General features: G+C 25.0%; 15 protein-coding genes. All 15 read right to left on the bottom strand.

Features of this window, described 5'->3' with window-relative positions; translation table 11 throughout:
- Positions 1-146 precede the first annotated feature (146 nt).
- Complete coding sequence (locus ARA19_RS07565) at positions 147-470, bottom strand: hypothetical protein (protein ID WP_055070374.1); 324 nt, start codon at positions 468-470, stop codon at positions 147-149.
- 206 nt (positions 471-676) lie between these two features.
- On the bottom strand, positions 677-1,396 hold the full coding sequence (locus ARA19_RS07560) for an MBL fold metallo-hydrolase (RefSeq protein WP_055070373.1): 720 nt from the start codon (positions 1,394-1,396) through the stop codon (positions 677-679).
- A gap of 212 nt (positions 1,397-1,608) precedes the next feature.
- Positions 1,609-1,881 (bottom strand): hypothetical protein, encoded by a 273-nt coding sequence (locus ARA19_RS07555; RefSeq protein ID WP_055070372.1) that lies wholly within the window; start codon positions 1,879-1,881, stop codon positions 1,609-1,611.
- 168 nt (positions 1,882-2,049) lie between these two features.
- Positions 2,050-2,220: a hypothetical protein gene (locus ARA19_RS17550; RefSeq protein WP_157452238.1), complete on the bottom strand. Its 171-nt coding sequence runs from the start codon at positions 2,218-2,220 to the stop codon at positions 2,050-2,052.
- Between the two features lie 349 nt (positions 2,221-2,569).
- Complete coding sequence (locus ARA19_RS17545) at positions 2,570-2,734, bottom strand: hypothetical protein (RefSeq protein ID WP_157452237.1); 165 nt, start codon at positions 2,732-2,734, stop codon at positions 2,570-2,572.
- Positions 2,706-4,514 (bottom strand): FUSC family protein, encoded by a 1,809-nt coding sequence (locus tag ARA19_RS07550; RefSeq protein ID WP_055070371.1) that lies wholly within the window; start codon positions 4,512-4,514, stop codon positions 2,706-2,708. The genes ARA19_RS17545 and ARA19_RS07550 overlap by 29 nt, the downstream gene beginning before the upstream one ends.
- A 143-nt stretch (positions 4,515-4,657) precedes the next feature.
- Complete coding sequence (locus ARA19_RS07545; protein WP_055070370.1) at positions 4,658-6,610, bottom strand: FUSC family protein; 1,953 nt, start codon at positions 6,608-6,610, stop codon at positions 4,658-4,660.
- Positions 6,611-6,877: 267 nt separating this feature from the next.
- On the bottom strand, positions 6,878-7,807 hold the full coding sequence (gene manA / locus ARA19_RS07540; RefSeq protein ID WP_055070369.1) for a mannose-6-phosphate isomerase, class I: 930 nt from the start codon (positions 7,805-7,807) through the stop codon (positions 6,878-6,880).
- Positions 7,808-8,428: 621 nt separating this feature from the next.
- Positions 8,429-8,692, bottom strand: coding sequence for a hypothetical protein (locus ARA19_RS07535; RefSeq protein WP_055070368.1), 264 nt, complete (start codon positions 8,690-8,692; stop codon positions 8,429-8,431).
- 344 nt (positions 8,693-9,036) lie between these two features.
- The gene (locus ARA19_RS07530) at positions 9,037-9,324 is read right to left on the bottom strand and encodes a hypothetical protein (RefSeq protein WP_055070367.1); all 288 of its coding nucleotides are present in this window, start codon (positions 9,322-9,324) and stop codon (positions 9,037-9,039) included.
- An 88-nt stretch (positions 9,325-9,412) separates the two neighbouring features.
- Positions 9,413-9,982, bottom strand: coding sequence for a sigma-70 family RNA polymerase sigma factor (locus ARA19_RS07525; RefSeq protein ID WP_055070366.1), 570 nt, complete (start codon positions 9,980-9,982; stop codon positions 9,413-9,415).
- A gap of 188 nt (positions 9,983-10,170) precedes the next feature.
- Complete coding sequence (locus ARA19_RS07520; protein ID WP_055070365.1) at positions 10,171-11,145, bottom strand: YbgA family protein; 975 nt, start codon at positions 11,143-11,145, stop codon at positions 10,171-10,173.
- Positions 11,146-11,398: 253 nt separating this feature from the next.
- Positions 11,399-11,731, bottom strand: a complete 333-nt coding sequence (locus tag ARA19_RS07515; RefSeq protein WP_147574379.1) for a hypothetical protein — start codon at positions 11,729-11,731, stop codon at positions 11,399-11,401.
- A 197-nt stretch (positions 11,732-11,928) separates the two neighbouring features.
- The gene (locus tag ARA19_RS07510; protein ID WP_055070363.1) at positions 11,929-12,402 is read right to left on the bottom strand and encodes an NUDIX hydrolase; all 474 of its coding nucleotides are present in this window, start codon (positions 12,400-12,402) and stop codon (positions 11,929-11,931) included.
- A gap of 72 nt (positions 12,403-12,474) precedes the next feature.
- Positions 12,475-13,545 carry a nicotinate-nucleotide--dimethylbenzimidazole phosphoribosyltransferase gene (gene cobT / locus ARA19_RS07505; RefSeq protein WP_055070362.1) on the bottom strand — a complete coding sequence of 357 codons (1,071 nt, stop codon included), beginning with the start codon at positions 13,543-13,545 and terminating at the stop codon, positions 12,475-12,477.
- Between the last annotated feature and the right edge of the window lie 98 nt (positions 13,546-13,643).

The raw sequence follows: 13,643 nt of genomic DNA, 5'->3' as shown, positions 1-13,643 counted from the left end.
ATCTAGAAGGGTTAGGCTGCTTCTCCTCTACTAGGAGTATTACAACCTCTAGCCATGATTCAATTTATAACTAAAAAGAAGCTCAGCACTAAATGTGCTGAGTGACTTCCACTTATCAAATCATAGGTTTTCCTTGTCAGCTAAGCTTATTCTTTATTTAGTTCTACCTCAAAACCACTTTTTTCCCCCTTCTTTACTTTAATAGTGTAATTCTTTAGTATAGCTACTATAGAAACGACTCCTAAAGTTATTATTAAAGTTATGGCTACAACAACCGGTACCCCTAGGGAACTCATTGTAGCTACAGCTCTAACTTTACTAAGATTTTCACATAATTCATCACATTTTTCTGCTTTTTTAAATTTCTCTAGCTTACTTACTTTTCTTGCAAGCTTTCCTCTAATAAGTATAGTTTTTTCTTTATTTTTTAAAGCATCTCTAAGCTCTTGTTTTTTATTAACTATAACCAAATTAACATCTCCAAAATATCTCTTTAATTATAATATACTTATCATAAGTTAAATTTTACATCTATTTTATTAAACTTTTATCTTGTAATTAATATCTGTAATGTTCTAATTTTCTATAATCCTAAGGTAAATATAAGTTCCTAGCTAAAATTTTTAAACTTCAAAGGAAATTTTACTTCTATGAATTAAGTCTACCTTTATCAACATCAAGATTTTATTCTCTCATCTACATTAACAATATTAAATCCTTCTGAAATCACATTATTAATATCTAAATCTTTATCTAAATGCATAGAAAAAACCTTATTTCTAAGTTCTCTAGGTACTATTTCCTTAAGCTTTTTAAAGGATAAATGAGCACTTCCCTCAAAGTCCTTACTAAAAGTATCTTGATATATAGCTTCTATTTCATTATTCTGAAGCATATGTACTATTTCCTTTTTTAATTCTTTACTATCTCCACTATAATATACCTTTCTTCCATCATATTCTATAAAAATTCCAAAGCTATTGATTTTTTTAACATGTAAAGTTTTCTTGAAATCTATTTTTAAACTTCCTAAATATTTATCTTCTATTACTTCTGAAATATCATTATGAAATTTATAAAGCTTCTTTTCAACACCTGCTATTTCAAGAAATTTTTCTATAACATTTTTATCTGGGAAAAATATACTCACCTTTCCTTTTAAGATATGATGGCAATAAAGTATTAAGTCACCTAAGCTTCCAATATGATCTAAATGAGTATGAGTTATAGCTATATAAATATTTTCAACATCTTTTAATAATCCACTCTTTTCAAGTCTACTAAATACAGTTCCACCACAATCAATAATAAATAAAGACTTCCCTTTTTTAATAAAGGCACTATTATTTCCTAATTCCCCATTAAAAGCGCCACCAATTCCACTAAAGCATAACATACAAAAAAACCTCCTATTTCATAAAAACTTTGCCTAATAATTAGTATTTGTAATAATCTATTATTCTATAAACTGAAGATAAACAATTTCAGTCCCCTCCATAACTCCCTTAAAATTTAGATAAAACCTTAATCCTATCTCAATTAATCCTCAATCTATAAAAAAAGCTACCTAGAATCTACTTCGTAAACTCTAGATAGCTCTTTAAAAATTTAAGGTTTTACAAATAATAAATGAATTCCCATAAATATAATAAACCATACTCCAAGCCATTTATGACTTTTAATTGCTTTATTAAATATTCTTCTTGTTGATGATAAAACAAGAAGAATTAAAAGTACTAAAGCAATATATCCAGCTATATATCCAACAGTAAATTTAATATTCATAGTAAATGCAATATAAACATGAATTGATATACATATAGTTCCTAATAATGCAAAAATAACATGAAGATTTTGAACTATTTTCCCTATAATTACCATTAATATTCTTAAAGCTTTAATTAAATCTCCCTCTAAAAAACTCTCATTAAAACTTTGAGATACCTTTAAATTTATTTTTCTTGCAAAACTTTCAAATCCCTTTACTGTAGTGTATTTTAAAAATACTCTAACACAAAATAAAAGACCAGAACCTGCAAATAATATAGCTCAAGCTACAGCAAAGTTCTTTCTTAACTGCCATAATTCCCTCTCAGAAAATTTATTTAAATAACCTGTATCTATTCCATATAATATAAAGCCTAAGGTTATTAATAACATTATTCCAAATATTATAGAAAAAATTCTATGCCTTCTCATTATTGGGCTTACTTTTTTCATAAATCTACTAATCCGTCCATTTCCTCTTTATTTTCCTTTTTATCTTATCCTATTTATACATTTTTTATTTTAAATTTAGTAACATTTTATTAATATTTTTTAATGTTTTTTTCTCATTTCTAAACTTAAATACATATTTTAATCCTATTATAGGCAGTAGCCTAGACTATTAGCACCTTCATCTCAAAAATTAAAATTAAAATAATTTTAATTTTTATCTAATAACTAGCGTTTGCAATATTGTAATATTTTATAAGTCTAAAATAAACAGATATAAGTTACTAAATAATTAAGACTTAACTCAGTTAGAGTAAAACTCTATCCGAATTAAGTCTTATGCAATCATTTCTTATACTGTTTTTGAAACTCCTAAGTTATACACTAACTCTTCACAATTATTTTTACATACTATCATTTCATATACATCCATATATATTAGCTTTTCACTTGTCTTTTTAACAGAACTAATATATTTATTTAATATATTATCTAAATTTTTTTTTATCTTTTTCATTATCAATTTCTTTTCTCATTTCAGCTATAATATTCATTCTTTCATAGCCATTTCTTCTTAAGTCGCTATCTAGATATTCTACTCTATTTAATACATTATGTATATCATTTAAAAGGTTTCTAGATTCATTTCTGAATTCCCTTATCATATTACTATCTAGTGCTGTATTATTTAATAAAATTTTATTTTCTATACCTTGAGCTGTAATTATTAAGTTTCTTATTTCTTCCCTTATGCCATCTTCCTTATATAATAATAAAGTTTTATCTAAAATTTCATTACAACAATTATAATACTTATTTATTAAAATCCTTGTTTCTTTTTCTAAACTATAAGGGAATATAAATTTATTTCCTAAAAGAACTACTACTATTCCTAAAGCTACAAAAAGCACTCTACTTTCTGCAAAGGCTAATATATTAGGTACATTTATAGTTACAACCCCTAAAAATAATATTGTTAACATAGATATGCTATAAGCATATTTTTTAAATGAAATCATGAAGTATACAGCTATAGCTATTATGATTATTCTAGAATGAACTGATGTAAACATATAAGATAATGGAAGATAAATTAAAACTCCCGCTACAGTCCCATATAATCTTCCCTTAGCTCTTCCTTCAACAGTATCATTATAAGGTTGTGACACAGATGTTATAGTAAATAGCATCCATTTTCCTAACTCTATATGAAAATACTGAATTACAAAATATGACAATGACACTAAAAGAGCTGTCCTAAATGCAAAAATAAATCTTACAGAGTTTCTATTGAAATCAGAAATCAATAAATTTTTTGTCTCTATAATTTCTTTCTTTCCAAATTTAATCTCTATATAATCTTTCTTTTTTACTTCTAAAAGCTTGTCCACTAATCTTTCAATTACATTTAAAGCTTCTACTCCTTCATAAACTTTTATATCTTCTATTTTTAATAATTCATATTTACTATTAATTTCATTTATTAATATTCCAAAATTATTTTCCTTTAGACCTTTTTCCAAAGAGTCTTTTAAATATCCTAAAGTTTTCTCTAAATCTGTTAGGAAATCACTATATGTATCCTTATTCTCTTCAGCCATTCTTTGAGATACTCTACTTAATTTTTCAATGGCTGCAATTAAATTTAGCTCTATGTTCTCAACATCTCTTAAATAAAAACTATTATTTCTTTTTTCTAGTATATCTCTACTCCAATAAGTGATTCTTTCTTTTAAAGCTTCCTTATTGTTTGAATTTAAATTTTCTAATTTAAAATCATCAATAGTTTTAATAAGTAAATCTATTATCTCTATTAAATCCTTGTTTTTATTAGTATTTTTAGATATTATTTTAGAAAAAATTATTTGAAATATAACAGCTATTATTCCAATAGAAACCATTCCTAATATTCTTAAATCTAAGTTCTTTCCTGAAACATTAGTTGTTAAAAGTAATGTATAACCAAATAAAAAAGGAAAGTATATGGTTTTATTTAAAGTATACACAACTAAATATATCATTATAAATACAACTAAAAAGTTTATAATCAATCCAGAATATATATTTAAATTTACTAGGTAGGGTGCAAGTGCTATAAAAGCTGTTAAAAATGATATTTTAGTTATTGCTCTTATAGGATTCCTTGAAAAGTCCTTATTTACAATAGCTATTAATAAAAACATCCCTGTAATTCCAACCATTAAATTATTACTTCCTAAATGTTCTATTGACATATAAACAAATGCTAAAGAAATAATAAATATAAGGTTATTAGCCATAAAGGCTTTTTTATTCATTTTTGTCATCTCCCTTAGGTCAAATAAATATACTTATATTATATTGTATTGTATTAATTTATCTTTAAAAACATAATGCTGCAATACTCCATCTTAATCTGGAACATTGCAGCTACTAGTCATTAGGTAAATATTTTATTATGTTATATTGTTGCCATTAAATGATCTTTAATTCTAGCACATTTATATTTTGCCACAATCATTTCATAAACATCTATATATATTAATTTTTCTGTAGTATTGTGTGCTAAATTACAATATCTATTTAATATATTTTCAGTATCTAAATTATTTACCTCAAGTTCTTTTTCAATTTCATCTCTCATAGAGTTAAGATTCTTTAATTTACCTTCCATTGATTCTTTTAAATTAATTTCACAATATTCAACTCTATTTAAAATGGTATTTACGTTATTAAGAAGTATTCTTTGGTTATTTCTAAATTCTCTTAATAAATCATTATCTAAAGCCACGTTATTTAGTAATATTTTATTTTCAAAGCCCTGTGCTTCTAATATAAGATTTATTATATCATCTTTAACATTCTTTTTCTTATATAAAAGCATTGTTTTTTCTATAATTTCATTACCTGTATTGTAGTATTTTTCAACTAAAGCTTTTGTTTCTTTCCTTAAACTATAAGGGAATATAAATCTATTAGCTAATAATACTATTATTACACCTAAAGCAACGAAGAATAATCTATCTTCAACATATGCCATTATATTTTGAACATCAATAGTAATAACACCTAAAAATAGTACTGTTAGCATTGCTGTACTGTAAGAATACTCTTTAAATAAAATCATAAGATAAGCAGCTATTCCTATTATTACTAACCTTTCATCTACTGTAGTAAACACTGATGCTAATGGTAAGTAAATAACTACCCCTATTAAAGTCCCTATGATTCTTCCTTTTGCTCTACTTCTTATAGTATCATTATATGGTTGTGATACTGATGTTATTGTGAATATCACCCATTTAGCTAATTGTATGTGGAAATACTCCATAGCAAAATATGATAAAGATACTATAAGAGCTGTTCTAAATGCAAAAATAAACCTTACAGAGTTTCTATTGAAATCAGAAACAAGTAAATTTTTAGTTTCAACAATTTCTTTCCATCCAAATTTATATCCAACATATTTTTTCGAATTAACTACTAAAAGTGCATCTGTTAATTTATCAATTACAGCTAATGCTTCTATAGCCTCATAAATGATAATATCATTTAACTTTTCATGCTTATAGGCTAAATTCATTTTATCTATAGATTTATTAAGTTCTTTTATGTCTATTTTTTTATTAATAAAATTCTTTAATGAATTTAACAAATCTTCCATATGACTCAATAGTTCTTCATATTTGTCTTCCCCAGTATTAAGTTTAACTCCTATTTTCTGAGAAAGCCTATCTAACCTTTCAATAGTAGCAATTAAGTTTAATTCTATGTTTTCATCTTCATTAAGATAGAAACTATTATTTCTCTTTTCTAGGATATCTCTGCTCCAATATGTACTTAATTCTTTTATCCTCTCTCTGGATTTTAGATTACTCTTACCTATTTTTATATCATTTATACTACTTACTAAAGCTTCTATCATTTCAGTTAAAATTTTATTTTCATTAGATTTTTCAGAAGTATATTTAGTATAAAGTATTTGAAATATAACTGCTATTATACCAACGATAATTAAGCCAATAATTCTTAAAGCTAAATTTCTTCCAGATACATCAGTAGTTAAAAATAGGGTATATCCAAAAACAAAGGGAAAATATATGGTTTTGTTTAAAGTATATACTACAATATATAAAATAAAGAATATAGCTAAAAAATTTATCACAAGTCCAGTATAAATATTTAAATTAGCTAAATATGGAACAAAGGCTATTAATCCCATTAAAAATGATATTTTTATAATACCCCTCAATGGTGTTCTTGAAAAATCTTTATTTAATATAGCTATAAATAAAAACAGCCCTGTTATTCCAACCATCAAATTATTGTTGCCTAAACATTTAATAGATATAATAATTATTATTGCCGACAGAATAAATATTAAAGTATCCCTTAGAAAGGACTTCTTATTCATTTGTTCATCTCCTATTTTCCTCATTAGTTCTAAATGTTTATATAGTCATCAAAGGTATTATATAGCCTACTTGGATTAAAGTCGATATTGTCTTTTGGTCTTTTTTCAGTGATTTTTCAATTTAATTCACTTTATATCTTATTTAATCCTTACTTTGAAATTTTTCTCACTTTTCTAAAACTTTAATACTATATATATTTTCCTAGAAACTTCCACTAAAATAATAAAATTTAAAATTATTTTAAATTCTAAAAAACTCTTTATCCATTACACTGCATAACTCTTTAAAATTGTCACATTTCCTTGCACCTTATATTGTCCTATATTAGCAGGAATTAGATAACTATCCCCTTTTTTCAGAATTTCTTTATAGTCTTCTCCAACTATAACTCCTTCCCCCTCAACTGCTGTTATTATAGCAAATCTTTCATTTTCTTCTAAGTTCACCTCATCATTTACTTTGTACTTAATTATACCGAAATATTCATTTTCACAAAGCAAAATACCCTTTGTAACATCCCCTAAATTTTCTTTTCCTCTTAAATTTTCAGCCTTTAAATTTAAATCTATAACATCTAAAGCCTTTTTAACATGAATCTCTCTTGGTCTTCCATAATCATAAACCCTATATGTTACATCACTATTTTGTTGTATTTCAGCAATAATTACACCTTCACAAATTGCATGAACTAAACCACTATTTATTAAGAAACAATCACCTCTTTTTACTTCTATTTTATTTAAATATTTTTCAACTTCATTATTTTTAATAGCATTTTTAAATTCTTCTTTTGTACAGTCATTTGTACCAACAATTAAAGTTGCACCTTCTTTTGCATCAATAACATACCAAGCTTCTGTTTTTCCACTATCCCCTTCATTAATTTCTGCATATTTATCTCCAGGGTGAACTTGAACCGATAACTTTTCCCTTGAATTTATTAATTTAACTAACAAAGGAAATTTCTCTCCCTTATTATAATTCCCCATTATTTCATCTCCATGTTTCTCAAGAAGCTCTTTAAAGGACATCCCTTTAAATTCTCCATTTTCAACAATTCCAGTCCCATTATTATGACAAGCAATATCCCAACTTTCCCCTATATTTCCTTCTGGAATATCACTTCTAAAATTCTCTAAATCACGACCTCCCCAAACTTTATCATAATATAAACTTTTAAATTTAATTGGATACATAATACTTCCCCTTTTCTATAATTACTCTAATTCTTATTCCCTTACTAGTATCTATGGTATTTCATATTATTCTATTGTTTAACATTTATATTGTACCTTTTCCTGTTAATTATATTTTATATTTGTTATTAACTATCATCAAGTATTATCTATACACCTATTTTGAAGAAAAATTTCAACAAATAAAAATCATTTCTATATTAATTTATTTTTAATTTCATTTAAATATTATTAACTTTATTAACAAAAAGTTAATAATATTTATCCTTTTGTTTTACTTTATAATAAATCATTATAAATCCCTAAATATTAAAAAATTTATAGCATTAGACAAAGATTTTTTTATATTTTATACTTAATATATAAAATAAGTAAGTAAATAAAAACATACGCTAGGAGGTTTATACTATGAAAAAATTAATTTTTGGATCACTTGTTATTGCTACAGCTATAACTACTCTTTGTGTGGCTAAAAAGAAAGGTACAGTTACAAACAAATAAAATGGTAGAAGAACAAATAAAGGGACTGTATGGAAAGAAGATAAATAAAACTATCTATTTTCCATACAGTCCCTTTTTAAATCATTAATATAAAATTAAATAATTGCTGTATAATAATTTTTAATTACTTGCAAATTGCAAAGCTTTTTCTCTTTCTTTTAATAATTCTAAGAAAAATCCACTTTTATTTATTTTATATGCCATAGTATCCTCACTAACAACTTCATCTTTAGCTTTTGGCATAACTTCCTTGAATGTATTAACAGTTTTATCATTTAAACTTTCACATTGCAAAAAATTTGCTATTACTTGCTCATCTGATAACTTAAAATAATATTTTTTCTTTTCTTTTAAATCATTATTGTTTTTTCCTATACTTTCCATCAAAATCTCGCCTCTTTTTAAATGCAATATTCAAATAATAATTTTAAAAAACCTTAGTTTAAAATACTGTTTAACCATTGTAATTATACAATATTTTTCACCCATTCTCTCGTATATAACAATAATTTATCCTTTTGTTAATAAAACTCTAATTTAATTATCATTCTATTATCATTTTATATAACACAGTAACAAGATAATAACTAAATTAGATTTGTTTTACTAAAATATTAATAATTTTCATTTGAAAATTATTATCTTTTTATATTTTAATTTTTCTTTAATTATAATTTAAATTTTCTCTCAATTATTAACAATTAAATTAAATTAAAGTAAAAATATTTCTAATCTTCTTTAAATTTATTTATATATTCATTTATTACTGCTTCAAATCCTTCCCTCACATATTTTCCAGTTATTCCAAGTTCTCTATTTCTAAACTTTTCTTCTAATATTACAGCTAAACTATGTGGGTTCATATCTAATATATCAACTTCCATTTTTATGGCTTTTAAAGCTTCTAATTTCCCCAAAATAAGATTTCTATCATAAGCTTCACTAACAGATACTTTTATAGCTTCAAGCATCTCTATTCTTTCGTTTATTTCATCTAAAATTTTCTTTTTATCCATTGTAAGTCACTTCCTTAAACTCTAAGTAATTTAGTTATTATTTTACATCATCTAGAAAATAATTTCTACTTTATTCTATTGTATTGTTTTAATAATCTAAGAATCTTCTGAGCTTTGCCAAAATTCTATCTCTCTTTTTTCTTAGAATTCCATAAGGTATATTGTCTCGTCTTGATAATTTTGATAAATTTCCACTTTTTTTAGAATAAATAAAATATATTATTTCTTTTTCTTCCTCGTTTAATAAATCAATAGCTTTTTTTAACCTTTCTAATTTTTCTTTCCTCTCATAATATGCAACTATATCAAAATTGTCCACTAAAGTATCTTCTAATGATAAAGTTCCACCATTATTATCATTAATACTTTTCTCATAATTTTCTTTTGCCATTTTTCTTATTAAAGCCTTCATATTATTATTTAATGCTCTCATTACATATGAACTGAAGTCCCCTTTCTTTTCTAAATCATATTTTTTCAATGATTCTAAAAACCACATTGATCCTACTTGAATTAAATCCTCATTCTCATAACCTTTTATATAATAATTAAAAGCAACCTTTTTTATTAAAGGTTTGTATTTTTCTAATAATATTTCTGTACTTAATCTATTTCCATTTTTACTTTCTCTTATTAAATTTTCTAAATCTCCCCTCATTTCACCCTCCAAAAAATCGAACATATGTTCTTATTTTTTAATTAAATTATAGTTATTTTTTCCTATTTTTTCAACCATTTTAACATTACATAATTTATATATTCACTTTTGGACAGTTTTTTATTTTTTAATCATATTTTAATATTTAAAATTATTAATATTTAAAGTTTATTAAATACACAAAGTTCTTATCTTTCTATACCTTTTCCTGAATCATCTAAATTTAATAATTCATAAGGATAAGGTTCTAATAAACTCTGATTTAACATATATTTATTGTTAAATCTTATAGCATAAGCCTCTATTAAAGTCATAATAACTCTGTGTGGTATTTTTCCTCTTCTAAACTCTTCTACTTTTCTTAGAAAAAAGTTTTTTTCTTCCTTAGATAATTCTTTTGAAAAGTATCCTAATATTTTATAGAATACATTTATGTATCCTCTATAACTCACACCTTTAGATAAGAGTTCATTTAAGAAAAAACTATATTTATCAAAAATATTATTCTTATCTCTATATCTTCCATTACTAACTAGTTGTCCCATTTCCTTGGTTAACTTTTGTGAGAAAACCATAAACAATAATTTATTATTTCCATGAAAATTTACTAATTCACCAAAGTTTTTACTTTCATAAACTTTTTTAAAAGCAACTAAAGTAAATATTTTAATATAAAAATTTTCTCTTATTTTAAAACTTTTTAATCTTCCATCATCTTCTATAGGCAAATAATTAAAAACATCATAAATTTTCTCTCCAAAAATCCCTTTCCCTTTCACTGATGCAGAACCCTTCTCTAAGCTTCTATAGATTTTAACATCATTTATTCCACAAGATGGAGACTTAGTTCTTAAAATAAACCCCTGTGGCTTCAAATATTCAATATCAATACATATCTCCCTTGCAAATTCACTCATAGTTTTTGTATAGTCCTTAAGAGTTTTTGGATCTATTAAAAAATGTTCTTTTTCATTTCCAACAAGCCTTATAGCATTTCTAGGAGTTCCAAGACCTATAGCTTCCTCTGGACAAATATCTATAAGCTCTGCAAATTCCTTTAGTTCTTCTAAAGCTTTACAAGTACATCCTTCGCCATTATATCTGCAATTACAATTATCTAAGCACTTACTAACAACAATTAAAGGTTTTTCCCATTTTTTCATAGACGATCCCTCTTTTCCTTTATAATAATTAGATCTCATTTTATTTTGTTTAATTAAAGACTATTTATTCAAAATAAAAAACATTAAAATTACAGGTATGATTTTCACTTTTTGCTAGATACTTAACTTTATCATTTTAAACTTTCATCTACACAAAAAAAGCTCTTCATTTCTAATAATAAGTTATTTAAAATAACTTTTATTAGAAATGAAGAGCTCTAATTACTATATTTATATATCAGATAAAAACTATCTATTTTAAGAATCCCATCCAGACTGGATTAATTCTATCTACAGGTGGCATTTTACTATCTTCATCCACAAAAGAATACATGCCTTTTATACTACTCATATTTACTGATACTTCATTAAAATTATCAATTGAACAAATATTAGTTAAAGCTATCTCAAACTTTTCTAAAACTAATTGTCCAGAATGAACATGAGTTTTTAATAACTCTCTTATACTATTTTCCTTGACATAAACATAATTTTCATCTTCTGTTAAAACTATTTTTATCATTATTATATCTTTGCTACTCAAAGTATGGACAAATACATCCTCATTTATTTTTCCTATAATCACTTCTAGCTTTTGTTAATCTATAAACTGAACTTAATTCAAATAGAATTAAAGCTTCTTCAGCACTTTAACTATTAATTTCAGATATTTTGTCAAGTAGCTTCTCCCTTCATCATTTGATTTTAATTTTTTGAAAGTTTTTATTCTTTTTTTAATTATATAATCAATTGTATGTTTTTTCAAGATAACCTTTACATTTTTTATCCTTCATGTATATGAGTTATTTTTTCTAGATTTTCTGGTAATTTAGATAATTTTTCTTTCAAAAATTTAGGATATAATTCTATATTCTTTATTTCATCAATTTTAAACCATTTATAAGTAAGTATTTTTTCTCCATCTTGCCCCTTATATTCTATATACTTTTCCTTTATTTTATCATCTACATTAACTAAATAATAAGTTCCTATTTCATGATAATTTTCACCGTTATATTTATAAAACTCCTCTACATACCAAAGTTGTCTTAAAACTTTTCCTTCTACATTAACCTCTTCCTTGAGCTCTCTAATAACGGTATCCTCTGTTTTTTCTCCAAATTCAACTCGCCCTCCTGGCAATGACCAAAAATCATCCTTATTACTTTTGTGTAATAGAATAAATCCTTCATCAATAACTATAGCAACAGACCTAAAATTAAATATAATTCCTTCCTCACCTTTAAAATTTATCATACTTTTTTTCTCCTTTATGCACAAAATACAAGCTATTTCCTCATATAATTATTTATATTTTTTATTCTTTAATTATACAAGTATATTTTTCATTAAATATGATGAATCTATTTCTGCTTCCTTAAAAGTAGCCATGTTATTCATCATAGCACAAGCAAAACCTACCACAGAAAAAGCTATGGGACATCCACTTCCTTCTCCTAGTGCCATGTCTAAATTTAACATAGGCTTTAAATTTAATTTTTCTATAGCTATCTTATAACCTCTTTCTCTTGAGCAATGTGAAGCTATAAGAAAATCCCTAATATTCTCATTTAACATAGATGCTCCTAAAGCTGCTACTACAGAAATAAAACCATCTATAATTATTGGAATTCTATAATATGCAGCCCCAATATAAGCACCAATCATAGCCCCTATATCAAAACCTCCAACCTTTGAAACAATATCTATAATATCTTCCTTATTAGGAGCATTAATCTTTAAAGCTTCATTTATAACTTTCTTTTTTCTTTGAAAACCTTCCATAGATAAGCCTGCTCCCATTCCAACAGCCTCTTCTGCTGAAACTCCTGTAATAGCCATTAAAACAGCACTACTTGTAGTAGTATTTCCTATTCCCATTTCTCCTACACCAATTATACTAAATCCTTCATTATAACAAGTTCTAACTGATTCAAATCCAATTTCTATGGCCTTTAAACATTCTTTCCTACACATAGCTTGTCCAAACCTTATATTATTTGTACCTTTTCTTATCTTTTTATCTATAACTCCATCTATCTTATAATCACTATTTATTCCAACATCAATAACCTTTAAAACTGTATTATTTTCCTTAGCTAAAGCTGCTACACCAGTTTTTCCCTTCACAAAATTAATAGTTTGGGATAAGGTTACATATTGTGGAGTTGATGCAATGCCCTCTTCTACAACTCCATTATCAGCTGAAAAAATTATAACAGCTTTTTTATCTATACTATTATTTACTTTACCAGTTATACCAGCTAACTTAACAGCTATATTTTCTAATTCTCCTAAACTTTTAGGTGGCTTTGCTAAGTCATTAACTCTATTCATTGCAGCTTTAAGTGAATTTTCATAAGCTGGTTCTATTAAATTTAAAATTTTATCTAAATCCATATATAAACTCCTTATTAAATCAATACTTAATTCTATGTATCTATAATACAAAAAATCCTAAAAAAACACTATTATCATTAACCCATGTAAATTCTATG

The sequence above is a fragment of the Clostridium massiliamazoniense genome, from assembly GCF_001403635.1.
GTDB lineage: Bacteria > Bacillota > Clostridia > Clostridiales > Clostridiaceae > Sarcina > Sarcina massiliamazoniense.
Note: the sequence above shows the minus strand (reverse complement) of the source record. Positions and strands in the feature narration are given on the sequence as shown.